The sequence below is a fragment of the Halomonas caseinilytica genome (genome assembly GCF_001662285.1).
In the GTDB taxonomy this organism is placed as follows: Bacteria; Pseudomonadota; Gammaproteobacteria; order Pseudomonadales; family Halomonadaceae; genus Halomonas; species Halomonas caseinilytica.
Map to the genome: position 1 here is coordinate 46,943 of NZ_BDEO01000007.1, position 25,643 is coordinate 72,585.

At 64.0% G+C, this 25,643-nt stretch carries 17 protein-coding genes and 8 tRNA genes; 6 read left to right on the forward strand and 19 right to left on the reverse strand.

Annotated elements, in window-relative coordinates; all coding sequences use genetic code 11:
- Positions 1 to 28: 28 nt before the first annotated feature.
- On the reverse strand, positions 29 to 523 hold the full coding sequence (locus HSDC_RS07970; protein WP_064699767.1) for an RNA pyrophosphohydrolase: 495 nt from the start codon (positions 521 to 523) through the stop codon (positions 29 to 31).
- A 148-nt stretch (positions 524 to 671) separates the two neighbouring features.
- On the opposite strand from HSDC_RS07970, the gene HSDC_RS07975 reads away from it, so the two are divergent.
- Positions 672 to 1,328, forward strand: a complete 657-nt coding sequence (locus HSDC_RS07975) for a histidinol-phosphatase (protein ID WP_064699417.1) — start codon at positions 672 to 674, stop codon at positions 1,326 to 1,328.
- 130 nt (positions 1,329 to 1,458) lie between these two features.
- On the opposite strand, the gene HSDC_RS07980 is transcribed toward HSDC_RS07975, so the two are convergent.
- Complete coding sequence (locus HSDC_RS07980) at positions 1,459 to 2,433, reverse strand: malate dehydrogenase (protein ID WP_064699418.1); 975 nt, start codon at positions 2,431 to 2,433, stop codon at positions 1,459 to 1,461.
- A gap of 222 nt (positions 2,434 to 2,655) precedes the next feature.
- Here HSDC_RS07980 and HSDC_RS07985 point away from each other — a divergent pair, with 222 nt between their 5' ends.
- Entirely contained in the window at positions 2,656 to 3,762 is a 1,107-nt protein-coding gene (locus tag HSDC_RS07985; protein ID WP_064699419.1) for an efflux RND transporter periplasmic adaptor subunit, read from the forward strand.
- Positions 3,763 to 3,764: 2 nt separating this feature from the next.
- Entirely contained in the window at positions 3,765 to 6,839 is a 3,075-nt protein-coding gene (locus HSDC_RS07990) for an efflux RND transporter permease subunit (RefSeq protein WP_064699420.1), read from the forward strand.
- A gap of 168 nt (positions 6,840 to 7,007) precedes the next feature.
- Here the strand turns inward: HSDC_RS07990 and rsd are convergent, their stop codons facing one another.
- The 6 genes from rsd to rnr form a co-directional block, all read right to left on the reverse strand.
- A complete protein-coding gene (gene rsd, locus HSDC_RS07995; protein ID WP_064699421.1) occupies positions 7,008 to 7,520 on the reverse strand; it encodes a sigma D regulator in 513 nt (170 codons plus the stop codon).
- A gap of 63 nt (positions 7,521 to 7,583) precedes the next feature.
- Entirely contained in the window at positions 7,584 to 8,135 is a 552-nt protein-coding gene (locus HSDC_RS08000; RefSeq protein ID WP_064699422.1) for a disulfide bond formation protein B, read from the reverse strand.
- A complete protein-coding gene (gene gshA / locus HSDC_RS08005) occupies positions 8,132 to 9,760 on the reverse strand; it encodes a glutamate--cysteine ligase (RefSeq protein ID WP_064699423.1) in 1,629 nt (542 codons plus the stop codon). Before gshA ends, HSDC_RS08000 begins: the two co-directional genes overlap by 4 nt.
- A 231-nt stretch (positions 9,761 to 9,991) precedes the next feature.
- A complete protein-coding gene (locus HSDC_RS08010; RefSeq protein WP_064699424.1) occupies positions 9,992 to 12,346 on the reverse strand; it encodes a Tex family protein in 2,355 nt (784 codons plus the stop codon).
- Between the two features lie 141 nt (positions 12,347 to 12,487).
- A complete protein-coding gene (rlmB, locus tag HSDC_RS08015; protein WP_064699425.1) occupies positions 12,488 to 13,279 on the reverse strand; it encodes a 23S rRNA (guanosine(2251)-2'-O)-methyltransferase RlmB in 792 nt (263 codons plus the stop codon).
- Between the two features lie 35 nt (positions 13,280 to 13,314).
- Positions 13,315 to 15,726, reverse strand: coding sequence for a ribonuclease R (gene rnr / locus HSDC_RS08020; RefSeq protein WP_064699426.1), 2,412 nt, complete (start codon positions 15,724 to 15,726; stop codon positions 13,315 to 13,317).
- A 234-nt stretch (positions 15,727 to 15,960) separates the two neighbouring features.
- On the opposite strand from rnr, the gene HSDC_RS08025 reads away from it, so the two are divergent.
- From HSDC_RS08025 to HSDC_RS08035, 3 genes are all read left to right on the forward strand, one after another.
- Positions 15,961 to 16,047: transfer RNA gene (locus HSDC_RS08025), tRNA-Leu, on the forward strand.
- A gap of 63 nt (positions 16,048 to 16,110) precedes the next feature.
- Positions 16,111 to 16,197, forward strand: a tRNA-Leu gene (locus tag HSDC_RS08030).
- A gap of 42 nt (positions 16,198 to 16,239) precedes the next feature.
- Positions 16,240 to 16,326 (forward strand) — tRNA-Leu (locus HSDC_RS08035).
- A 109-nt stretch (positions 16,327 to 16,435) separates the two neighbouring features.
- Here HSDC_RS08035 and HSDC_RS08040 read toward each other — a convergent pair.
- From HSDC_RS08040 to HSDC_RS08090, 11 genes are all read right to left on the reverse strand, one after another.
- The gene (locus HSDC_RS08040) at positions 16,436 to 17,287 is read right to left on the reverse strand and encodes a DNA/RNA non-specific endonuclease (protein ID WP_064699427.1); all 852 of its coding nucleotides are present in this window, start codon (positions 17,285 to 17,287) and stop codon (positions 16,436 to 16,438) included.
- Between the two features lie 62 nt (positions 17,288 to 17,349).
- Entirely contained in the window at positions 17,350 to 17,625 is a 276-nt protein-coding gene (locus HSDC_RS08045; protein ID WP_064699428.1) for an Lrp/AsnC family transcriptional regulator, read from the reverse strand.
- A 90-nt stretch (positions 17,626 to 17,715) separates the two neighbouring features.
- A complete protein-coding gene (locus tag HSDC_RS08050) occupies positions 17,716 to 19,284 on the reverse strand; it encodes a SpoVR family protein (RefSeq protein WP_064699429.1) in 1,569 nt (522 codons plus the stop codon).
- Positions 19,285 to 19,304: 20 nt separating this feature from the next.
- Complete coding sequence (locus HSDC_RS08055) at positions 19,305 to 20,591, reverse strand: YeaH/YhbH family protein (RefSeq protein ID WP_064699430.1); 1,287 nt, start codon at positions 20,589 to 20,591, stop codon at positions 19,305 to 19,307.
- A 99-nt stretch (positions 20,592 to 20,690) separates the two neighbouring features.
- Positions 20,691 to 22,613 (reverse strand): PrkA family serine protein kinase, encoded by a 1,923-nt coding sequence (locus tag HSDC_RS08060; protein WP_064699431.1) that lies wholly within the window; start codon positions 22,611 to 22,613, stop codon positions 20,691 to 20,693.
- 245 nt (positions 22,614 to 22,858) lie between these two features.
- Entirely contained in the window at positions 22,859 to 24,871 is a 2,013-nt protein-coding gene (locus HSDC_RS08065) for an NADPH-dependent 2,4-dienoyl-CoA reductase (protein ID WP_064699432.1), read from the reverse strand.
- Between the two features lie 163 nt (positions 24,872 to 25,034).
- Positions 25,035 to 25,111: transfer RNA gene (locus tag HSDC_RS08070), tRNA-Asp, on the reverse strand.
- Positions 25,112 to 25,114: 3 nt separating this feature from the next.
- Positions 25,115 to 25,191: transfer RNA gene (locus HSDC_RS08075), tRNA-Val, on the reverse strand.
- 36 nt (positions 25,192 to 25,227) lie between these two features.
- A tRNA-Asp gene (locus tag HSDC_RS08080) sits at positions 25,228 to 25,304 on the reverse strand.
- A 27-nt stretch (positions 25,305 to 25,331) separates the two neighbouring features.
- Positions 25,332 to 25,408 (reverse strand) — tRNA-Asp (locus tag HSDC_RS08085).
- A 40-nt stretch (positions 25,409 to 25,448) separates the two neighbouring features.
- Positions 25,449 to 25,524, reverse strand: a tRNA-Val gene (locus HSDC_RS08090).
- Positions 25,525 to 25,643: the final 119 nt, after the last annotated feature.

Below are 25,643 nucleotides of genomic sequence, written 5' to 3' on the forward strand. Positions count from 1 at the left end.
GGGGTAACTCCCGGCTCGTCTCGGGTCGTCAGCTCCGTTCGAGAGCCAGGCGCTGTGCTCTGGGCGACAGCTCGCGCAATGCACGGCGATAGACCTCCCGCTTGAAGGGCACGACCTGTCCCAGGGGATACCAGTAGCTGACCCATCGCCAGCCATCAAACTCTGGCTTGGCCGGACCGCCGTCCATGCAGATCCGGTTATCCCGACAGCGGATCCGCAGCAGGAACCACTTCTGTTTCTGTCCGATGCACACCGGTCGGCAGTGTGTGCGGACCATGCGTCGTGGCAGGCGATAGCGCAGCCAGCCCCTGGTGCAGCCAAGCACTTCGACGTCGTCGGCGGTAAGGCCGATTTCCTCGTGCAACTCACGAAACAGTGCCTGTTGCGGTGTCTCGTTCGACTTGATGCCTCCCTGGGGAAACTGCCACGCATTCTGCCCAACCCGACGCGCCCATAGCAGCTGCCCTCGATCGTTGGTGATGATGATGCCAACGTTAGGGCGAAAGCCGTCTGCGTCGATCACGGGCTTCACCTTATGAATCCAGTATTGAAGCCATTCTTCCACAAGCGCGTGAAAGGGTTCAATAAGGGGATTCGCCACGCTCGAATCCCCTTCTGACGTCTGACATAATCGCGGCTTTGCCTCCCTCCCAACCGCCAAGAGGAATGCCGTGAGCCTCGCCATCTTCGACCTGGACCACACCCTGCTCTCGATCGACAGCGACCATGCCTGGGGCGAGTTCCTGCTCGAACAGGGTGCCGTGGACCCCGTCGCCTACAAACAGGCCAATGACCGTTTCATGGCGGACTATGAAGCCGGCACCCTCGACATGCACGCTTTTCTGGAAGTGGCCTTGAAACCGCTCGCGGACAACACCCCCGAACAACTGGCGGCCTGGCACCAGCAGTTCATGGCCAGCAAGATCGAGCCCAGCATCCTGCCGCGGGGCGAGGAGCTGGTGGCCCATCACCGAGCGCGCGGCGATACCCTGTTGATCATTACCGCCACCAATCGTTTCATCACCGGCCCCATTGCCAAGCGACTCGGGATCGACGACTTGATCGCCGTGGAGCCCGAAATGATCGATGGCCGCTACACCGGCCGGGTCAGCGGCACTCCGAGCTACCGGGAGGGCAAGGTCGAGCGCCTCATGGCCTGGCTGGCCGATCGCGAGGAAACCCTGGACGACGCCTGGTTCTACAGCGACTCCCACAACGACTTGCCGCTGCTGGAGAAGGTCGATCACCCCGTGGCCGTGGACCCGGACGCAACCCTGCGCGACACTGCCGAAGCACGCGGCTGGCGAATCATCAGCCTGCGCGACTGAACCGGCTTCGCCGGTTCGGAGCTCGAAGCTGGAAGCTCAAAGCCATAAGAAAACCCCGCCAGGAGTCACCTCGAGCGGGGTTTTCTGTTTTTCCTTCCAGGCGCGCAGCGCCGCCCTTCAAGCTTCAGGCTTACCCAAGCAGATGCTCGACGGCGGCCCGTTCTTCACGCAGTTCCTGCTCGGTGGCGTTCATGCGCTCGCGGCTGAAGTCGCCGACCTCCAGGTCCTGGACGATCTCGTACTTGCCGTCCTTGCAGACCACCGGGTAGGAATACATGATGCCCGGCTCGATGCCATAGCTGCCATCGGCGGGAATTCCCATGCTGACGATGCCGTCGCTGCCCAGCGCCCAGTCGCGCATGTGGTCGATCGCCGCGGAGGCCGCTGAAGCGGCGGAAGACGCGCCACGCGCCTTGATGATGGCGGCTCCACGCTGCTGCACGGTCGGAATGAAGTCGTTCTCGTACCAGTCCTGATCGACCAGATCGAGCGCCGGCTTGCCATCCACCTTGCAGTGGGCCAGGTCCGGATACTGGGTGGCACTGTGGTTGCCCCAGACGATCATGGACTCGACGTCGTTGACGTGCTTGCCCACCTTCTGCGCCAGTTGGGTCTTGGCGCGATTGTGATCGAGGCGCATCATCGCCGTGAACTGGCCGGCATCCAGGTCCGGGGCGTTGCAGGAAGCAATCAGGGCGTTGGTATTGGCCGGGTTGCCCACCACCAGCACGCGCACGTCACGGCTGGCGTTGTCGTTCAGCGCCTTGCCCTGCACGGAGAAGATGGCCGCATTGGCCTCGAGCAGATCCTTGCGCTCCATGCCCGGCCCACGCGGACGCGCGCCGACCAGCAGGGCAAAATCGGCATCCTTGAAGGCGACATTGGGATCGTCGGAGGCGATGATGTCCTGCACCAGCGGGAAGGCGCAGTCGTTGAGCTCCATCACCACGCCGTTGAGGGCGTCCATGGCCGGCGGAATCTCGAGCAGCTGCAGGATGACCGGTTGGTCCTTGCCCAGCATGTCGCCGGACGCGATGCGAAACGCCAGGGAATAGCTGATCTGACCTGCGGCACCGGTAATGGCTATACGGACGGGGTCTTTCATCGTGGCTCCTTCGGTTGTCGCCGTGCGGATGAGCCAGGCGGGCCAGGGACCCGCCTCGGCCGGGATTCGAACCGAGGAAATGGTATGCCTGCAGTGCACAAAACTCAATTCGACCTGAGACTAGCCCGTTTCGCGACATCACGCTTTTACTCGGCGCCACTATGCTGAGATGATTTCGCTTTCTGCGCACCGATGTTGCGTGACTCACCAGGGAAGGTTCGAATGCCGCGCCGACGCCCCGCTTCTTCCGTTCTGTTGGCCATCGTGCTTGGCCTCGCCTTGCTGCTGTGGCTCGCCTTCGGCGACCTGTCGAGCTTTCGCGACGACCCGCCACCAACGGCGGAGTCCGAAACGCCGCCCCCGCCCCGGGTCGAGATCGAAACGCGTCTGGCCGAACCCTATGCGCCGACACTGACGGTACAAGGGCATCTCGAGGCATACCGGGAGCTGGAGCTGCGCGCTCGCCGATCCGGTCGCGTGGAAGCCCTCCCGGTTTCGCAGGGAGCGCGCGTCGAGCGTGGCGACGAACTGCTGCGTCTCGAGCAAGACGCCCTGCCCGAGCGCCTGGAACAGGCCGAAGCGGAGCTGGCCCTGGCCCGTGCCGAGTTATCGGGCGCTCGCGGGTTACGCGATCGCGAGCTCATCTCTACCCCCGATTTCCTTCGCCGCCAGAGCGCGGTGAGTGCCGCCGCCGCCGAACTGGCCGATCTGCGCCAACAACGGGAGGATACCCGGACCGAGGCGCCGTTCTCCGGCGTGCTGGACAGGATCGATGTCGACCCGGGCGAACTGCTCCAGGCGGGTGAAAGCTGGGGACGCCTGGTTGATGATTCACGGCTCACCGCCAAGGCCTGGGTGCCTCAACGCAAGGCGCTCTCGTTGACGCCAGGCCTTGCTGCTCGGGTACGCCTGCTCGATGGCTCCACCCTCGAAGGCGAGCTCACCTATATCGCCAGCCAAGCCGACGACGCCACGCGCAGCTTCGCCATCGAGGTCGACCTGGCCAACCCCGAGCACCGCCGCTTGGCTGGCGCCAGCGCCACGCTCGAATTGACACTGCCGTCACGCCGCGTACACCGCCTCTCGCCGGCACTGCTGGTACTCGACGAACAAGGCCGGTTGGCCGTCAAGCACCTGAACGACCAGGACCGGGTGGTCCGCGACACCGTCGAACTGATCAGCAGTGACGACGAACAGGCCCGGGTCACGGGGCTCCCCGAGAAGGTTCGCCTGATTACCCTGGGAGGTGGCTTCGTCGATCCCGGCGATGCCGTCACGCCGGTACCGGTCGACGACACCACCACGCCAGCCGACGCGGAGTACCCCTGATCATGCGCACGCTGATCTCGGCGGCGCTGGACCGCTCGCGCACCACCCTGCTGTTGCTGATCGCGCTGTTACTGGCGGGGCTTGGTGCCTGGCAGGCAGTCCCCAAGGAAGCCAATCCGGATATCCCCATTCCCGTCATCTACGTGTCGATGACGCTGGAGGGCGTCAGTCCGGAAGACGCCGAACGCCTGCTGGTCCGGCCCATGGAGCAGGAACTGCGCAGCATCGAGGGGCTACGCAAGCTGACCGCCCAGGCCGGCGAAGGCCACGCCTCCCTGAACCTGGAATTCGATCCCGGCTTCGATCCCGACCAGGCTCTGACCGATGTCCGAGAGCAGGTCGACATCGCCAAGGCCGATCTGCCCGACGAGGCCGAGGAACCCCGGGTCGTGGAGGTCAACGTCGGGCTGTTTCCGGTACTCTCCATCGGCCTGTCGGGGCCGATCGAGGAAAGCCGACGCGTCAGCGTGGCCCGCCGTCTCAAGGAAGAGATCGAGGGCATCCCCGAAGTGCTCGAGGTCGATATCGGCGGCGACCGGGAGAACCTGCTGGAAATCGTCGTCGATCCCCTGGTGCTGGACAGCTATGGCGTCGACTTCGAGACCCTGTTCAATCGAGTGAGCCGCAACAACCGACTCGTGGCGGCGGGCAGCCTGGATACCGGAGCCGGCCGCCTGGCGCTCAAGGTCCCCGGGGTGATCGAGCAGCTCGAGGACGTGATGAAGATGCCGGTCAAGGTCGATGGCGACCGGGTGGTCACCTTCGGGGATGTCGGCTGGATCCATCCCACTTTCAAGGATCCCCAGGGCTTCGCCCGCATCGACGGGCAGCCGGCCCTGGTGCTGGAAATCGCCAAGCGTGCCGGCGCCAACATCATCGCCACCATCGAATCGGTGAACGACCTGCTCGACGAGGCCGATGGCCTGCTGCCCGATGCCCTCGAGGTGACCACCATCATGGACCAGTCCGAGATGGTCGACTCGATGCTCTCGGAACTGCTCAACAATGTCCTCACTGCCGTGGTACTGGTACTGATCGTGATCCTCGCCGCCATGGGGCTGCGCCCTGCTCTGATGGTGGGCCTGACCATCCCCGGCGCCTTTCTCACCGGCATCCTGCTGATCTGGGCCATCGGCTTCACCCTCAACATGGTCGTGCTGTTCGCCCTGATCCTGGTCGCTGGCATGCTGGTCGACGGCGCCATCGTCGTCAGCGAACTGGCCGACCGCCACCTGCGTCAGGGCCAGGCGCCACACGATGCCTGGATCAATGCCGCCAGCCGCATGAGCTGGCCTGTCATCGCCTCCACGGCCACCACTCTGGCCGTTTTCGTTCCCTTGCTGTTCTGGCCCGGCGTGGTGGGCGAGTTCATGAAGTACCTGCCGGCCACGGTCATCCTCTGCCTGCTGGCTTCCCTGGCCATGGCCCTGATCTTCCTGCCCACCCTGGGCGGCGTGTTCGGCGCCCGCAGCGGCCGGGCATTGAGCGACACCGAGCTGATCACCCCGGGTGGCCGCCTGTATCGCGCCCTGCTGGCCCGCTTGCTGACCCGGCCAGGGCTTACCCTGCTGGTTGCCTTGCTGCTGATGGCGCTGGCCTATACCGCCTATGCCCGCTTCAACCATGGTGTGGAATTCTTTCCCAGCGTGGAGCCCGACAGCGCCCAGATTCTCGTGCACTCGCGAGGTGACTTCTCCGCAAAAGAGAACGACGCCATCGTCCAGCGGGTCGAAGCACGCCTCACCGACATGAGCGAGATCCAGGCGCTCTATGCACGCTCCTTCGCCACTTCCGACCAGCAGCTCGGCGCTGACGTCATCGGGGTTCTGCAGTTCCAGTTGATCGACTGGCACGAGCGGCGGCCGGCCAGCGAGATTCTCGCCGACATGGCCAAGCGCACCGATGACATTCCCGGCGTCAAGCTGGAGTTTCGCGAGCAGGAACAAGGGCCGGCCGCCGGCAAGCCCATCGTGCTGGAGATCAGCGCCACCACGAGCGAGCAGGCCGAGGCGGCCGTGGCATCGCTGCGCCAGGCCATGCAAGAGCTGGGCGGCTTCCGCGACATCGAGGACAATCGCAGCCTGCCCGGCGTGGAGTGGCGCATCAAGGTGGATCGCGAGGCCGCCGCACGCTTCGGCACCGATGTGGCCACCGTCGGCAGCGCCGTGCAACTGCTCACCACCGGCCTGCAGGTGGCCAGCTACCGCCCCGCCGGCGTCGACGATGAGGTCGATATCCGCGTACGCCTGCCGGAGGGGTCTCGCTCCCTGGATCAGCTCGATCGCTTGACGCTGAACACCTCTCGCGGTCAGGTGCCGATCTCGAACTTCGTCAGCATCGAACCGGCCCCCAAGGTCAGCACTCTGCACCGTATCGATGGCCGTCGCGCCATCACGCTGGAAGCCGATGTCACGGCCGGCGAACGTCCCGACGAGCGCCTGCGCGCGCTGTCCGATGCCATGGCGTCGTTGCCCGATGGAGTCAGCGTCCAGGTCGCCGGTGAACAGGAAGACCAGCAGGAAGCCATGAACTTCCTGGTCACCGCCTTTCTGGTGGCGATCTGCCTGATGGCGCTGATTCTGGTCACTCAGTTCAACAGTCTCTACCAGACGCTACTGGTGCTGTCGGCCATCGTCTTCTCCACTGCCGGTGTGCTGCTCGGCCTGCTGGTCAACGGCCAACCCTTCGGTATCGTCATGGTTGGCATGGGCATCATCGCCCTGGCCGGCATCGTGGTGAACAACAACATCGTGTTGATCGATACCTTCAATCAATTGCGCGATGAAGGGCTCTCGCCGAGCGAAGCCGCGCTCCAGGCGGGGGGATTGCGCCTGCGACCGGTGCTGCTCACTGCCGTGACCACGGTACTCGGGCTGATGCCAATGGTGCTCGAGATCAACGTCGACCTCTTCGCGCCCAGGCTTGGCCTGGGCGCCCCCTCGACCCAATGGTGGGGGCAGCTGTCCAGCGCCATCGCCGGTGGCCTGACCTTCGCCACGGGGCTGACGCTGTTGCTGACGCCCTGCATGCTGGTGCTCGGCCCAAAAGGGAGGAAAAGTCGTAAGAGTGAAGAGTGAAGAGTGAAGAGTGAAGAGTGAAGAGTGAAGAGTGAAGAGTGAAGAGTCCAAGGTTAGCCCCGAGGCTTGAGGCATCAAGGTTTTTCTTTCCTCTTCCAGGCGCGAAGCGCCATCCTTCTTTCTTCCAGCGGCGCCAGCCGCGATCTTCTTCCGGCGAAACCGGGGCCCTCAGGCCCTCGGCGAGCTGCCGGCATGAAGTTCGGCGCTGGCGGCGTCGGGGGCGTGAGCAGCGTGCAGACGACCGATCAGTCGGTCCTCCAGGGAGAAGCGCTCGGTAAGCCCCTTCTGCAAGCGATCAAGCCAGGCGGGCAGGCGCGACATGTAGTACTCGCAACGCGTGGCGCTGCCATAATCCTCGTCGAAGGCCAGCACCAGCTCGGTGGACATGTCGAGACGTTGCAGCAGGCTATCCGCCAGCGCCAGGGCGGCGTTGTCGTCGAACGCCTCGGCCTCGGCACGCAGCTGGGGGTAGACTTCAAAGTGGCCGGCACTGATGTAATCCATCAACAGCTCGCTGAAGGCATCGATGCGCGCCTTGTTCAAGGCTTCGAGATCGGCGTCGCAAGCCTCCTGCAACTCGCGGAAATTCGTCAGCAACGCCCGCCGCTCGGCGAGCCAGCGATCGATCAGTTGATGAACGCCACCCCAGCGTTCCTGCGCGTTCTTGCAGTCTTCCAGCATGGGTGTCTCCCTCGAGTGGACCGCCGACCTTGAGCAACAGACTCACCCCTGCCGGTGGCACTGTCAATCCCGATCGGGTACCCCCTGCCAACGATAGCCATGGTCGCGACGCAATGATTTCACCAGCAGCCCCAGGGGCGCCAGCATCAGCACCACGAATCCGATCAAGGTCCAGCCGGGCAACGACAGGCCCAGCAGGCTCGCGCTCACCTCGGCGCACTCGCCCGAGCCGGTCAGCACCGTGGCCAGCACTTCGCGCAATGGCAGGATTTCCATCATGTAGTCGAGCCCCGGGCCACAGCTCGGCACCTGATCCGCCGGCAACGACTGCAACCAAAGGTGGCGGCCGGCCAGGCCAATCCCGGTGCCGACTGCCACCACGCCCAGGAGCCCATAGAGCGCCGCGCCGGCACGCCCCTTCGGGTCATGCCAGGCGGCGAGCGCGAACACTACGCCTGCGACGATCACGGCCACCCGCTGAAAGATGCACAGCGGACAAGGCTCCAGGCCGGCGCCATGCTCCAGCCCCAGGGCCACCGCCATCATCAGCACGCAGAACGCCAATCCCGCCAGGCTCCAGCGACGCACGCTCCATTCCTCGAGCTCCATTATCATGATTGGCCTCCCGCGGCTCTCAATGGCGTCAAGGCCCGGGATTCCCGGGCACGGTCAAAGTAGTCGGCCAGGAAGTCACTGAAGCTCTCGCTTTCTGCCGCTTCTATTTCTCCCTGCTGCTGGTGCGAGGTTTCCACCAACTGATCGAAGAGCGCCGAACGGGCCGGCCCGATGGGTTCATCCCGAAGCTGCTCGGCCTGCTCCCGGGCCAAGTCCATGATGACATCGACGAATTCCCCGCCATCCTGCTCCAGGCGTTTCAGCAGGCGGCCGGAAGGCGTTAGCGTCGGGTCATCGAGCCAGGGCGTCAGCTCGGCCAGGGCCTCGGCATGCGGCGCCCCCTCCTCCAGCCGATCGAGCAGCATGGCGACCTCGCGCAGCTCGACGAAGATCTCGTGCCCCCAGTCGGCGATGGAACGCTTGCGGCCATGGTGATCCAGGCGCAGTTCGGGATCGCGCCCGCGCGACACGACCAGTCGACGATTGTCGTCGAGATGCTCGCATTCCTCGTCGGTGATCCAGGGGCTTTCCGAGAGCAGGCACCACATCAGGAAGGTATCGACGAAGCGGCTCCGGGTGGCATCGAAGCCCAGGGGATCGAAGGGATCGAGATCGAGACAGCGCACCTCGATGTACTCGACACCCCGCGCTTCCAGCGCCTGGCTCGGCGTCTCGTCGTGCCGCGCGACTCGCTTGGGACGGATGTCGCTGTAGTATTCGTTCTCGATCTGCAGGATATTGGCATTGAGCTGTTGCCAAGCGTCGCCGTCGCCCTTCACGCCCAGCGCGCCATAGTCGGGCCAGGGGGTCGAGATGGCATGTCGCAGGGTGTTGACGTAGTTGGACAGCGAGTTGAAACAGATCTTGAGCTGCGCCTGTACCTTGTTCTGGTAGCCCAGATCGGACATCCGCAGGCTGGTCGCATAGGGCGAGACCAGAGTGTGCTCGCCATGGGGCCTGAGTCCTTCCGGCACACGACCATCGGGCAGGAAGCTGCGATCCACCGCGGGCGAGGCCCCGAACAGATAGAGCAGCAGCCAGCTATGGCGACGGAAGTTGCGGATCAGGTCGAAGTAACGCGACGAGCGGTAATCCTGCATGGACGTCTGCTCATCGCCGTCCAGCGTCTTGAGCAGCGCCCAGAAATCGTCCGGCAGGGAGACGTTGTAATGCACGCCGGCAATGGCCTGCATGATGCGCCCGTAACGCACGTCCAGCCCCTTGCGGTAGACATGCTTCATCATGCCCACGTTGGAACGGCCGTAATCGGCAATGGGAATGCTCTCGTTGCCGTCGAGCCGGGCCGGCATGCTGGCCGGCCAGATCAGCTCGCCGTTCAGGCGGCGATAACTGAACCGATGCAGGTCGGCGAGAAAGGCCAGCGCCTCCTCGGGCCGGCTGTAGACCGGCGTGATGTACTCGAGCAATGCCTCGGAATAATCCGTGGTGATATGCGGATGGGTCAGCTTCGAGCCGAAATCGGCGGGATGCGGCGTCTGGGCGATGCGCCCTTCGGCGTCGACGCGTAATCCCTCTTTCTCGATGCCTCGTCGCAGGCGGCCGAAGCGCCCCTGGCTGGCCGGCCCGCTGAGTCGTTCGATGAGGGTGGAGAGCGATTCGGACAAGATGACACCCCATGTCGTGGCGGCCGGTCGGGCGAACGGCCGGCTTCCCGGTTATCGGTCAGGCGCCGCGGCACCCATAGAATTCCAGATTATGGCGCCGAAACACGGCGATTCAAGGCTGCCGGCCCGGCGGCGGAATATCGAGCCATGCACGGCTCGGTATGCCTCACCGTATCCTGCGGCTCGCCGCGGGGCTTGCCAGACCTTGCCTGCAAGATTTTCGAATCGTGCCTAGCCATTGCGCTTGGCCTTGAGCAACGCCGCTCCCAGGGCACCGAGCTGTCCCTCGTCCCGGGACGCCTGTCCCTTCGACTTGCCCCCTCCCTTACGAGGCGCCTTGCCACGCCCGCGGGACTCACCACCCTTGCGCGGCCCGTCGCTCTCGACCTCGCCCGGCTGATCATCGAGGCGCATGGTCAGACCGATACGCGAACGCTCCAGATCCACGCTCATGACCTTGACCTTGACGATATCGCCGGCCTTGACGACCGAGCGGGGATCTTCGACGAAGCTGTTGGACAGCGCCGAGATGTGCACCAGGCCATCCTGGTGGACGCCGATATCGACGAAGGCGCCGAAGTGGGTGACGTTGGTCACGCTGCCTTCCAGCACCATGCCCGGCTCCAGATCCTTGAGCGTCTCCACGCCTTCGCGGAATTCGGCGGCACGGAATTCGGGACGCGGATCACGACCGGGCTTGTCCAGCTCCTTGAGAATATCGTTGACGGTGGGCACGCCGAAGCGTTCGTCGGCGAAGTCGGCCGCCTTGAGCGACTTGAGAGTCGCGCTGTCGCCGATCAGTCCTGCCAGTTCACGGCCGCTGCGGCTGGCAATGCGTTCCACCAGCGGGTAGGCCTCGGGGTGCACGGCACTGGCATCCAGCGGATTGTCACCGTTCATGATGCGCAAGAAGCCGGCGCACTGCTCGAAGGTCTTGGGTCCCAGGCGGCTGACATCCAGCAGCTGACGACGCGAGCGGAAGGCCCCCTCGGCATCACGGCGGGCCACGATGTTCTCGGCCAGCCCGGCGTTGAGGCCGGCCACCCGCGACAACAGGGCCGAGGACGCCGTATTGAGGTCCACGCCCACGGCATTGACACAATCCTCGATCACGGCTTCCAGGCTACGCGAGAGCTGAACCTGGGAGACATCGTGCTGATACTGGCCCACGCCGATGGACTTGGGCTCGATCTTGACCAGCTCGGCCAGCGGGTCCTGCAGGCGACGGGCGATCGACACCGCCCCGCGGACGGTCACATCGAGATCCGGCAGTTCACGGGCGGCATATTCCGATGCCGAATAGACCGAGGCGCCGGCCTCGCTGACCATCACCTTGGAGAGTCGTCGCGTCCCGGCCATGGCCTTGACCAGCTCGCCCGCCAGCTTGTCGGTCTCGCGGCTGGCCGTGCCGTTGCCCACGGCAATCAGGGAGACGTCGTGGGCTTCCACCAGCCTGGCCAGCTCGGCCAGCGACTCCTTCCACTGGTGGCGAGGCGCATGGGGAAAAATGGTCGACTGGTCCAGGAACTGGCCGGTGGCACTGACCACGGCCACCTTGCAGCCGGTCCGCAGGCCAGGATCGATGGCCAGGGTCGCCTTGGCACCGGCCGGCGCGGCCAGCAACAGATCCTTGAGATTGGCGGCAAAGACGCCGATGGCCTCGGTCTCGGCACGTTCGCGCAGACGGCCCATCAGCTCGGTTTCGAGATGGGTGTAGAGCTTGACCCGCCAGGTCCAGCGCACCACTTCAGCGAGCCAGCGGTCGGCGGCACGTCCTTGATCCCGGATCTCGAAGTGCCTGGCGATGGCCACCTGCGCCGGATGAACGGTGGCCTCTTCCTCGCCCGGCAGGCGAATGGCCAGCGACAGCACCCCTTCGTTACGCCCTCGGAACATGGCCAGGGCACGATGCGAGGGCACCTTGGCGATGGCCTCGTCATGCTCGAAGTAATCGGCAAACTTGGCGCCTTCGCGCTCCTTGCCGTCGATCAGCCGAGCACTGAGCACCCCTTCGCTCCACAGCCGCTCGCGCAATTGCCCCACCAGCTCAGGGTCCTCGGCGAAACGTTCCATGAGGATCTGCTTGGCGCCGTCCAGCGCCGACTTGGCATCCTCGATGGCCGGAATATCGCCATCCGCCGCGCGCAGATAACCGGCGGCCTGCTCCTCGGGCGAGAGGGTCGGGTCGGCGAGCAGCGCCTCCGCCAGGGGCTCCAGCCCGGCCTCACGGGCGATCTGCGCCTTGGTACGACGCTTCTTGCGATACGGCAGGTAGAGATCTTCCAGGCGCTGCTTGGTGTCGGCCGCGCGGATGCTGGCGGCCAGCGCCTCGGTGAGCTTGCCTTGTTCGTCGATGCTGGCCAGCACCGCCTCGCGGCGCTCTTCCAGCTCGCGCAGATAACCTAAGCGCTCTTCCAGCTGCCGCAGCTGGGTATCGTCCAGGCCACCGGTCGCTTCCTTGCGATAACGGGCGATGAAGGGAACGGTGGCACCACCGTCGAGCAATTCCACGGTCGACGCCACCTGGGGCGCGCGAACGCCGAGTTCCTCGGCGAGACGATCGATGATCTTGGCTTGTGCGTCCATGAAGTCCTTGGCAATCCAGGTCCAGATGATCGCGACAAGGTATCACAAGCCCGTCGCTGACGGCAGACGCTATCGGCAGGCCACTATCCGGGGGCGAGATACACCAGGCAAGTGCTCACCGCTCACGCCCCGAGTTTCGTCTCAGCGCTGCCCCGCCCCTCGCTGCCGTACCGCCTCGAACAGGCAGATGCCGGTGGCCACCGACACATTGAGGCTGGCCACCTGTCCTGCCATGGGCAACTTGACCAGGCCATCGCAGGCTTCCCGGGTCAGCCGCCGCATGCCCTTGCCTTCGGCGCCCATCACCAGTGCCGTGGCGCCGGTGAAGTCCGCATCATACAACTCCGCCTCGGCCTCTCCAGCAGTGCCTGTCACCCAGACGCCCATCTCCTTCATCCGGGCGAGCGCACGCGCCAGATTGGTCACTCGATAGACGGGCACGCTCTCGGCAGCCCCGCAGGCCACCTTGCGCACCGTGGCATTGAGCGGCGCGGCCCGATCCTTGGGCACCACCACGCCATGGGCGCCGGCGGCATCGGCACTGCGCAGACAAGCGCCGAAATTGTGCACATCGGTGATGCCATCGAGCACCAGCAGCAGCGGCGCGGCCTCGGCCGACCAGCCCTGGAGACGGTGCCAGAGCGATGCTTCGGGTTCGAAGGCCAAGGGCGGGCAGAAGGCCACCACGCCCTGGTGCACGGCGCCCTGGGCGAGACGATCGAGGGTGTCACGCGGCTGTGTCACCACCTTGACGTTGCCGTCGCGGGCGAGCGCGACCAGCTCGGCCAGACGCTCGGATGCGTCACCGTCCTGGACCCAGAGCTCGCGAGGCATCTCGCCACGTTCGATCAGGGCGCGCACGGCGTGAACGCCATAGACCGCATCTAGCCCGCCGGGGGCCTGGGCCCCTCGGCGGCGGGAGTGCTTGCTCATGAGAAATGTCTCGTCGCTGGAAGAGGCCTCACCGCTCAGCGGCGACGCGGACCACGGCGGCGGCGCTTCTTGCCGCCCTCTTCGCCCTTGTGGCTGCCATCGTTGCCCTTGCCGCCATCGTTGCCCTTGGCATGTGACGGGGCCTTCGGCTTGTCGGCGGCGTCATTGCGCTTGGAGCGGCGCTTGGGCGCGCGGCGCGGACGCGGCTTCTCGTCGGCCAGCTCGAAATCGATCTTACGGTCGTCCAGATCGACCCGTGCCACCTGGACGGTCACGCCGTCGCCGAGCCGATAGCTCATGCCGCTGCGCTCGCCCTTGAGGCGATGCTTCTCCGGCTCGTAGTGGTAGTAGTCGGAAGGCAGCGAAGTGACGTGCACCAGCCCCTCGACATACACCTCATCGAGGCGCACGAAGATGCCGAACTGGGTCACCGAGGCAATGGTGCCTTCATAGACCTCGCCCAGCTTGTCGGACATGAACTCGCACTTGAGCCAGCCCTCCACGTCGCGTGTGGCGTCGTCGGCACGGCGCTCGGTCATCGAGCAATGCTCACCCAGCTCCAGCATCTGCTCGAAGGTATAGGGACACCACTTGCTGGGTGGCTCCACCGGCGGATTCTCGGCACGCAGCACGGTGTTGGTCTGGCGCGGTCCACGGATCACCGAACGAATGGCCCGGTGCACGAGCAGGTCCGGGTAGCGGCGAATCGGCGACGTGAAGTGCGCATAAGCCGGATAGGCCAGGCCGAAGTGCCCCTCGTTCTGGGGCGAATAGACCGCCTGGCTCATGGAGCGCAGCATGACCGTCTGGATGATGTCGGCGTCATCGCGCCCCTTGATCGTCTCGGCCAGGTCCCGGTAATCCTGCGGCGTCGGCTCGTCACCGCCGCCCAGCGAGAGCCCGAGCTCGGCCAGGAACAAGCGCAGCTTGTCGAGACGCTCCGGCGAGGGGCGTTCATGAATGCGATACAGCGCCGGCAGGTCATGCTTGTCGAGGAAGCGAGCGGTGGCGACGTTGGCCGCCAGCATGCACTCCTCGATGATCTTGTGGGCATCGTTGCGAGAACGCGGCACGATCTTCTCGATCTTGCGCTCGTCATTGAAGACGATGGCCGTCTCGGTGGTCTCGAAGTCGATGGCGCCGCGCTCCTCCCGAGCCTGGCGCAACACCTTGTAGAGCGAATGCAGGTTCTTCAGCGACGGCACCAGGTCACGATACTGCTCGCGCAGCGCATCGGCCTCTTCTCCCTCATCCTCGAGGATCGAGGCGACCTTGTTGTAGGTCAGCCGGGCGTGGGAGCGGAAGACCGCTTCGAAGAAACGATACCGGCTGATGGCGCCGCTCTTGGAGATATTCATCTCGCAGACCAGGGCCAGGCGGTCGACATCGGGATTCAGGGAGCACAGGCCATTGGAGAGCAGCTCCGGCAGCATCGGCACTACCTGCCCCGGGAAGTACACCGAGTTGCCGCGGACGATGGCTTCCTGATCCAAGGGGCTGCCCGGACGCACATAGTGGGAAACGTCGGCGATGGCCACCAGCAGCTTCCAGCTACCGGACTTGGTCTTCCAGGCGCAGACGGCATCGTCGAAGTCCTTGGCGGACTCGTCGTCGATGGTCACCAGGGGATAGTCACGCAAGTCGATCCGCTGCTGCTTGTCGTCCTCGGCCACCTCGTCGGACATGCTGGCGATCTGGTCCAGCACTTCCGGGGGAAACTCCGAGGGAATCTCGTAGCTGCGCAGGGCGATGTCGATTTCCATGCCGGGATCCATGCGCTCGCCGAGCACCTCGCTGACCTCGCCGACCGGCTGCACGCGGGTATCGGGTTGCTTGACGATGTTCGCCGAGACCACCTGTCCATCCTGTGCACCGCCATTGGCGTTATGCGGGATGATCACTTCCTGGGTGATACGCGAGTTCTCGGGAATCAACACCCCGAACTCGGGCGTGTTCTGACGATATACGCCAACAATGGTCTGGGTATTGCGCGCCAGCACCTCGACGATGGTCGCCTCGTCACGTCCGCGCCGATCGCGCCCGCTGATGCGCACCAGCACATGATCATCATGGAAGACGCGACGCATCTGGCGCGGCGGTATCACCAGGTCGGGTTTCTTGCCATCGTCGCGCAGCAGAAAGCCGAAACCGTCACGATGGCCAAGCACCTTGCCCTTGATCAGATCGAGCTTGTCGATCAGGGCATAGGCGCCGCGGCGATTGCGCAGCACCTGCCCATCGCGCTCCATGGCCGCCAGTCGCCGACGTACCGCTTCCTGGAGATCCTCGTCCTCGAGGCCCAGCATCTGGCTCATGGCCTCGTGAGTGATGGGTTTGCCGCATTCTTCCAGGCGCGCCAACAGGTATTCGCGACTGGGAGCGGGCTTGTCGTACTTGTGGGCCTCGCGACTGGCGTGCGCGTCGTCTTCGAGCGTCCAGTGGGTCATGCGGGGAGCATCCTTGGCAGGGTCGGGGACGGCATGCGTTGCGTGACGCGCGGGTGCCGCGGGCAATCGTTGTGGCAATCGGAATATGGTGTCATGGGCGGCAGTATAGCGCCGCCACGCCCATCACCCAACCATACTGCAACTATACCGAGAGACCAGCGCGTCTCAGCCCGCACTCGAGCACGCACACGGGGCTTGCATTATCGCCAGAATTCGGTAACATACGCGCCACTTGCCCAGATGGCGGAATTGGTAGACGCGCTAGCTTCAGGTGCTAGTGTCCTTACGGACGTGGAGGTTCAAGTCCTCTTCTGGGCACCATCGATACCCTCTCGATCATGTTTTGGGTATCATGCTCTTTATCAGCTCGATTCGTTCGTGTTCGCCCAGGTGGCGGAATTGGTAGACGCGCTAGCTTCAGGTGCTAGTGTCCTTACGGACGTGGAGGTTCAAGTCCTCTCCTGGGCACCATAATCGCGCCAGCGATGCCCGGAACACGACGATGCATGATGCGCCCAGGTGGCGGAATTGGTAGACGCGCTAGCTTCAGGTGCTAGTGTCCTTACGGACGTGGAGGTTCAAGTCCTCTCCTGGGCACCACACCCGCGTCATGCAGCTGTGAATGAAAGAGCACCACACGAAGCACCCCACAGGAAACCGCGACGACAGATCGCGGTTTTTTTGTGCCTGAATGTCAGCGTCCCGACAGTCAGAAGCGGCCTGGCAATCGCGCCACTTCCTCGAGCCCCCAGCCCTCGGTGGCCACGCCGGCTTCCAGCGACTCGGCCGCCGCCGGCGAAAGCTGCGGAAAGAAATCCAGCCCAGTGCGCGCCTCGATCTCGTCGATACTGACCACGAAGCGATCCAGGGGCTCATCACCGTTCACGTCCTGGGGCATCAGGAATGCCAGCGCCCGAGGCCGCTCCCCAGGCACCACCAGGATCTTGTAGAAGGCCTCCGGCACTTCCACCAACCCCACGCGATTCAGCATGCCATCCAGGAAATCGTCATCGAACACAGGGCCGGCGATCACCTGGAGCGTACCCAGACGCGGCACGAAGCGATCGATCACCACCTCCTCGAGACGCTGCCAGAGACGGCGATTCAGATCCGGGCGCTGCGGCGTCATGTTGCTCATCAGGAAGGTATCGCGCTGGGCATCACGACCATGCACCACGGCAATGGCATAATTGGGCGCCAGATGTCCCCGATCATAGCCGCTGTGCGCGTAACTGTCCGGCGTGACCGGCCAGAGGCTGCGCCAGTCCTGTCGAAATCCCGGGCGCTCCCCCGCATGGGGATTCTCCACCTCATGCAGAACATTGCTCACCCATAGCGGACTCACCCGCAGATCCGACCAGCCCAGCAGATAGCCGTCGTTGCGCAGGACGCGATGCAAGCTCAGCGGCGTCACCTCCGCCCAGGTCGGCACGCCCATCCAGCTCAGCCGATCGCGCACCTCGCGCTCCTGCATGTACCACAGGCCGCTGCCAACCGCCGCGAACAGCACGGCGACGCCAGCGCGCCGCATCATGCGACGCAGGAAAGTATGACGCAACATCCGGGGGAATCCGTTCCAGTCAGGGTACCGAGACACCTTGCCTCGGCAACGAAGGGGGCGTGTTACCAACCGAGCGAGAACATGGTCTCGAGGTCGTGGCGTGAATGCACCTGCATGGCATTGAGGGTCTCGGTCTCGCGAATCCCCTCCACCTCATCGAGCCGTCCGGTCACCAGCTCGGCCAGGCTCTCGAAGTCCCGGGTGCGCGCGATGGCCACCAGGTCGTAACGACCGCAGGTGGAGAACACCTCGCTGATGCCCTCGACCTCCGCCAGGCGCTCGGCCACCGACTGGATCTTGCCCTTCTCGGCATTGATCAGGATCACGGCATTCTGCATCGGGCACTCCTCGGCTGTCCTTGGCTGAACGATACGCGATAGTGCAGACCACCGCGACTGCGGCGATTATAGCAGCGTCGCGCCTCGCCATCAGCTTGACCCAGGCGACTCCGAATCCTCGTCCTCAGGCAGCGGCCATTGATAACGACGCACCACCTCGCCCTGCTCGATCGACTCCAGCTTGACCGGGAAGCCCCACAGCTGGTGCAGGTGGCGCATCACCGGGTAGACGCTGCGCGCCAAGGGCCGACGATTGTCCTGGACATGGCGCAAGGTCAGCGAACGATCACCTCGTATGTCCGCCGAATAGACCTGGATGTTCGGCTCCCGCACCGAGAGAGCATACTGGGACGCCAGCGCCTCCCGGATACGCCGGTAACCACGCTCATCGTGTATTGCCGTCACCTCGAGCATCTCGTCCTGGTCATCGTCGACGACCTTGAACAGCTTGAGATCGCGAATCACCTTGGGTGACAGGAACTGCTGGATGAAGGATTCGTCCTTGAAGTTGCGCATGGCGAAGTGCAGCGTCTCCCGCCAGTCGCTGCCGGCGGTATCGGGAAACCATTCGCGATCTTCCTCGGTGGGCGACTCACAGATGCGCCGGATGTCGGAGAACATGGCAAAGCCCAGGGCATAGGGGTTGATGCCATTGAAGGCCGGGCTGTCGAAGGGTGGCTGCTGCACCACGGCGGTGTGCGACTGAAGGAATTCCAGCATCAGCCCCTCGTCCACGACACCATCGTCGAACATGCGATTCATCAAGGTATAGTGCCAGAAGGTCGCCCAACCTTCGTTCATCACCTGCGTCTGGCGCTGCGGGTAGAAGTACTGCGCGAGCTTGCGCACGATGCGCACCACTTCACGCTGCCAGGGCGCCAGCAGCGGCGCATTCTTTTCGATGAAGTAGAGCAGGTTCTCCTGAGGCTCGGGCGGATAGCGCCCACCGGCGTGCAGCCCCAGAGGATCTTCCTCATCATCGCGCTCCCCGACTCCCTCGCCTGCCGAGGCGCGCTCGGGAATCGTCCGCCACAGGGTATTCACCTGGGCCTGCAGGTAGGCTTCTCGTTCCTTCTGGCGACGCTCCTCCTCCTCGGCGGAAATCGGCGAGGGTCGCTTGTAACGGTCGACCCCATGGTTCTGCAGGGCATGGCAGGCGTCCAGAAGCTGCTCCACGGCAGTCACGCCGTAACGTTCCTCGCACTCGGCGATGTAACGACGGGCGAACAACAGGTAATCGACGATGGAGCCGGCATCGGTCCAGGTCCGGAACAGATAATTGCCCTTGAAGAAGGAGTTGTGTCCATAGCAGGCGTGAGCCATCACCAACACCTGCATCATCAGGGTGTTCTCCTCCATCAGGTAGGCGATGCAGGGGTCGGAATTGATCACCAGCTCATAGGCCAGCCCCATCTGTCCGCGCCGGTAGGCTTGCTCCACGGCCAGGAACTGCTTGCCGAAGGACCAGTGGTGATACCCCACCGGCATGCCGACGCTGGCGTAGGCATCCATCATCTGCTCGGTGGTGATGATCTCGATCTGGTTGGGATAGGTATCCAGCCGATACTCGTCGGCCAGACGTGCGATCTCCTCCTCGAACTCGGTGAGGATCTCGAAACTCCAGTCGGAACCGGTGGCGATGGGCTTGCGATCGGTCATGCTGCCTCCTTGGCCTCGCCTCAGGACTGGGCGGCGCGACGCCGGAACAACTCGCGGAACACCGGGTAGATGTCGCCGGCCTCGACGATCTGGCGCATGGCGAAGCGGTCGGCATACTCGGCTTCCACACGCTCGTATTCCTCCCACAGTGCCTGATGGGCATGGGGCGTGATCTCGACATAGGTGAAGTACTGCAGCCTCGGCATCAGCGAATTCACCAGCAGGTCGCGACAGGTCAGGGAGTCATCGTCCCAGTTGTCGCCATCGGAGGCCTGGGCCACGTAGAGATTCCACTGGCTCGGCGGATAGCGTGCCTCGATGATCTCGTCGACCAGCGTCAGGGCGCTCGAGACGATGGTGCCGCCGGTTTCCCGGGAGTAGAAGAACTCCTCCTCGTCGACTTCCTTGGCGGCGGTATGGTGGCGCACGAAGACCAGCTCGACCCGCTCGTAGTTGCGCTCAAGAAAGAGGTAGAGCAGCAGGAAGAAGCGCTTGGCGATGTCCTTGTGGGCCTGGGTCATCGACCCGGAGACATCCATCACGCAGAACATCACCGCCTTGCTGGACGGCTGGGGCTGATTGATCACATTGTTGTAGCGCAGATCATAGGTATCGATGAAGGGCACCGCCTCCAGGCGCTTCTCGAGCCGCTCGATCTCGGCCTTGAGTTCGTCGATACGCGCCGGATTGCGCAGCACCGGGTCCTTGCGCTCCTCGGCTTCCAGCGCTTCCCGCGCCTCGCGCAACGCCCGCTTGATCGGCCCGCGCATGGCGATGCGACGGGCATGCGCCTCACGCATGGAGCGCACGATGTTGATGCGTGCCGGCACCCCATCCCGGGTCAAGCCGGCGCGCACCGGTTTCACCTCGTCCAGATCGACCAGCGGCTTGCGCTCCAGGTGCGGCAGCTCCAGCCCATCGAAGACGAAATCCAGGAACTCCTCACGGGTCAGGGTGAAGGCAAACTCGTCCATGCCTTCGCCCTGATTCGAGGCACCACCCTCGCCGGCACCGTCTCCACCGCCGCCGCCACCGGGGCGACGCAGCCGGTCCCCCTCGACGAACTCCTTGTTGCCCGGCGCGATGATGGTGCGCCGACCACCGGGACCATGCTGGAACACCGGCTCGGAAATGTCCCGAGTCGGTATCGAGACTTTCTCGCCACGTCCCATGTCGGTGATGGAACGGCGGTTGACCGCTTCCTCGACGGAACGCTTGATGTGTCCGCGATAACGATCGAGGAACCGCTGGCGGTTGACCGCACTCTTGTTCTTGGCATTGGCCCGACGGTCGATGAAATACGTCATGCTGACCTCCTCTGGGCGCTGCTCACCACGGGGAGCGACGGCCCAGGCCGCCCTCCCCGCGCTTGACCGGTAGCATCAGGTCGCCGCCCGCAGCCCGGGCTACTGCGACTTGCGCACCCGCAGATACCATTCGGAGAGCAAGCGCACCTGCTTCTCGGTGTAACCGCGGTCGACCATGCGTGCCACGAAGTCTTCATGTTTCTTCTGGTCGGCCGTCGATGCCTTGGCGTTGAAGGAGATCACCGGCAGCAGCTCCTCGGTGTTGGCGAACATCTTGTGCTCGATCACCCCGCGCAGCTTCTCGTAGGACTGCCAGCTCGGGTTCATGCCGTTGTTCTGGGCCCGGGCCCTGAGCACGAAATTCACCACCTCGTGACGGAAATCCTTGGGATTGGAGATCCCGGCCGGTTTCTCGATCTTCTCCAGCTCCTCGTTGAGGGACTGACGATCGAACAGCTCGCCGGTCTCGGGATCACGATACTCCTGATCCTGAATCCAGAAGTCGGCATAGGTGACATAGCGGTCAAAGATGTTCTGGCCGTACTCGGAGTACGACTCCAGATAGGCCGTCTGGATCTCCTTGCCGATGAAGTCCACATAGCGCGGCGCCAGGAATTCCTTGATATAGCGCAGGTAGCGCTCGAAGGTCTCGCGGGGCAGCTGCTCCTGCTCGAGACGCTGCTCGAGCACGTAGAGCAGATGCACCGGATTGGCGGCCACCTCGTGGTTATCGAAGTTGAACACCTTGGACAGGATCTTGAAGGCGAAGCGGGTCGAGAGGCCGTCCATCCCCTCGTCCACGCCGGCATTGTCGCGATACTCCTGGATCGACTTGGCCTTGGGATCGGTGTCCTTGAGGTTCTCGCCATCATAGACACGCATCTTGGAGTAGATGCTGGAGTTTTCCGGCTCCTTGAGCCGCGAGAGCACCGAGAACTGCGCCAGCATGCGCAGGGTATCCGGCGCACAGGGCGCCTCGTTGAGCGAGGAATGCTCGAGCAGCTTCTTGTAGATGTTGATTTCCTCGCTGACCCTCAGGCAATACGGCACCTTGACGATGTAGACGCGGTCGAGGAAAGCCTCGTTGTTGCGGTTGTTGCGGAAGGTCTGCCACTCGCTCTCGTTGGAATGCGCCAGGATGATGCCATCGAAGGGAATCGCCCCCATGCCTTCGGTGGGGTTGTAGTTGGCCTCCTGGGTGGCAGTGAGCAGCGGATGCAGCACCTTGATCGGCGCCTTGAACATCTCGACGAATTCCATCAGCCCCTGGTTGGCCTTGCACAGCCCGCCCGAGAAGCTGTAGGCATCGGGGTCGTCCTGGGAGTAGAGCTCCAGTTGACGGATGTCGACCTTGCCGACCAGCGAGGAAATGTCCTGATTGTTCTCGTCGCCCGGCTCGGTCTTGGAGATGGCGATCTGGTTGAGCCGCGACGGGTAAAGGCGCACGACCCGGAACTGGGAGAGATCGCCGCCGAATTCCTGGAGACGCTTGGCCGCCCAGGGCGACATCACGCTCTTCAGGCAACGCCGGGGAATGCCGTATTCCTTCTCCAGCAGCTCACCATCCTCTTCGGGGGAGAACAGGCCGAGCGGCGATTCCTGCACCGGCGATCCCTTGAGCGCATAGAAGGGCACCCGCTCCATCAGGAGCTTGAGACGCTCGGCGAGCGACGACTTGCCACCACCGACCGGCCCCAACAGGTAGAGAATCTGCTTGCGCTCCTCAAGGCCCTGAGCGGCATGCCGGAAGTAGGCAACGATCTGCTCGATGGCCTCTTCCATGCCGTAGAACTCCTCGAAGGCGGGGTAGCGGCGGATCACCTTGTTCGAGAAGATCCGCGCCAGCCTCGGATCCTTGGCCGTGTCGATCACCTCGGGCTCGCCGATGGCCTCCAGTATGCGCTCGGCGGCGTTGGCATAGGCCGAAGGCTGCTCCCGACAGAGTTCCAGGTACTCCTGCAGGCTCATCTCCTCCTGCTGGGTACGGGCATAGCGGTTCTGCACATGATCGAAGATGCTCATCGAAGCCTCCTTTAGACCCGGCGCCCCGGCCATGACTGTCGGCGAACCTGCCGGGGATCGGTAACTTCAGCGTAGACAGCATTAGCGGACAACGATTCTTCATTCTTCAACGCAGCAGCCTGCCACGACTCTTCCGCCACTACATTACTCGCCACTACTTTCCTGCCACCACCCTATATCCCTATGAACCCGGAAGCCGCCTTGTGGTTCGTGGAAAATGGTCGCATGGATTCGACGCCTCGCACTCAGAGCGCGGCGGCCACCCGAGTCCCCTGGTCGATGGCCCGCTTGGCGTCCAGTTCCGCCGCCTTGTCAGCACCGCCGATGACATGCACCGAGACGCCTGCCTCATGCAACGCCTCGAGATCGTCGCGCACCGACTCCTGACCGGCACAGACCACCACGGTATCCGCCTCGATCAGGCGCGGCTCGCCGTCCTGGCGGATGTGCAGGCCCTCGTCGTCGACCCCCACGTACTCACACCCGACCAGCGTCTCGACGCCACGATGACGCAGCGAGGCCCGATGTACCCAGCCGGTGGTGGTGCCCAGCCCCTTGCCAGGCTTGGAGGTCTTGCGCTGCAGCAACGTGACGCGGCGCGGCACCGTCGGCCGACGCGGCTCGCGCAGCCCGCCCGGCGTCGACACCGTCAGATCGACCCCCCACTCTTCGCACCAGGCCTCGACATCCAGGGCAGGATGCCCGGCATGGGTCAGCAGTTCCGCCACATCGAAGCCGATCCCTCCCGCGCCGATGATGGCCACACGCGGCCCGACGCGCTCGGCGTGCACGATGGCCGCCGGGTAGGACATCACCTTGGGATGATCGATGCCGGGCAAGTCCAGACGTCGGGGCCGCACACCGGTGGCCAGCACCACCTCATCGAAGGCCCTCAGGTCATGCACGCTGGGCGCCATGCCGAGGCGCACGCTCACCTGATGGCGATCCAGCATTACCCGGAAGTAACGCAGGGTTTCATCGAACTCCTCCTTGCCGGGAATCCGCCGAGCATAGTTGAACTGGCCGCCCAGCTCGGACTGACGCTCGAACAGCGTCACCGCATGGCCCCGCCGGGCAGCCGTCACGGCGGCCGCCAGCCCGGCCGGGCCTCCTCCCACCACAGCGACGGACCTCGCCTCTCCGGCCGGCTCGATGACCAGCTCGGTCTCGTGGCAGGCCTGGGGATTGACCAGACAGGACGTCAGCTTGCCCTGAAAGGTGTGATCCAGGCAGGCCTGGTTGCAGGCGATGCAGGTGTTGATCTCCTCGCTCCGACCGTCACGGGCCTTGGCGATCCAGGCCGGATCCGCCAGGAAGGGCCGCGCCATGGAAACCATATCGGCCTGCCCCTCGGCGAGCACCCGCTCGGCCACCTCGGGCATGTTGATGCGATTGGTGGTGATCAACGGAATCGACAGCGCATCACGCATGCGGCGAGTCACCTCGCTGAACGCCGCTCGCGGCACACTGGTGACGATGGTCGGCACCCGCGCCTCGTGCCAGCCGATGCCGGTATTGACGACATCCGCCCCGGCTTTCTCCACGGCGCGTCCCAGCGCCACCACGTCCTCGGAGGTACTGCCTTCTTCGACCAGATCGATCATCGACAACCGGAAGACGATGAGAAAGTCATCGCCCAGCTCGGCACGTATTCGCCGTACGATTTCCACCGGAAAGCGAATGCGGTTTGCGAGATCACCGCCCCATTCATCCTCGCGCCGATTGGTGCGCCGGCAGATGAACTGATTGATGAGATAGCCTTCTGAGCCCATCACCTCGACACCGTCATAGCCTGCTTCACGCGCCAGGCTGGCGCAGCGCACATAGTCGTCGATGGTCGAGGCAACCTCGTCACGACTCAGCTCGCGCGGTGTCGACGGATTGATCGGCGCCTGAATCGGCGAAGGCGCCACCGGCTCGGACGTATAGGCATAACGCCCGGCATGCAGGATCTGCAGACAGATCCGACCTTGTTCGGCATGCACGGCGTCGGTCACCTTGCGATGGTCGGCCACCTGCTCGGGCCGCTCCAGAGTCGCCGCGCCCTGGAAGACCGCGCCTTGAGGGTTCGGCGCGATGCCGCCGGTGACGATCAGCCCCACGCCCTCTCTGGCCCGCTCGGCATAAAAGGCAGCCAGGCGCTCGAAACCATTCGGCGCTTCTTCCAGGTTGGTATGCATCGAGCCCATCAGCACGCGATTGGGCAGGGTCAGGTGTCCGAGCGTGATGGGGCGAAACAGATGCGGATATGCGGTCACGGTCGAGTCCTCATGGTCGGGCAACGGAAATTCAAACAACTGTATGATAGTCGCTCGGGTTCCGCAAAGCCCGGGCATTCGCCCAAGGAGGATAGTCGATCTCGACACTCACGCACGCGAAAGGCCCGAGTCTTTCGACTCGGGCCTGGAATTCGTGAGCAGATGGCGGACCGGACGGGACTCGAACCCGCGACCTCCGGCGTGACAGGCCGGCATTCTAACCAACTGAACTACCGGTCCGCGTGGTGGGCGGTACTGGACTCGAACCAGTGACCCCCAGCATGTGAGGCTGGTGCTCTAACCAACTGAGCTAACCGCCCACGCGTTTACTGCCTGGATTGTTTCGCTTGTCATCGTGGCGGACCGGACGGGACTCGAACCCGCGACCTCCGGCGTGACAGGCCGGCATTCTAACCAGCTGAACTACCGGTCCACAAGACGACTGGCGACACAGGATGGATGGCGGACCGGACGGGACTCGAACCCGCGACCTCCGGCGTGACAGGCCGGCATTCTAACCAACTGAACTACCGGTCCGCTTTCGCTACCTGCGACATGATCGGGCATGACTTCGTCATGGTGGGTGGTACAGGGATCGAACCTGTGACCCCCAGCTTGTAAGGCTGGTGCTCTCCCAGCTGAGCTAACCACCCCCGGTCACGTGGCGCTGCATTCTACAGGGACGGCGCTCATTGTCAACGCGTTTTTTTCGCCTCTCCCCGACTGACGCCCGTGGAGAATCCCGCCTCTATCATCTACTTGGAAGCACTGG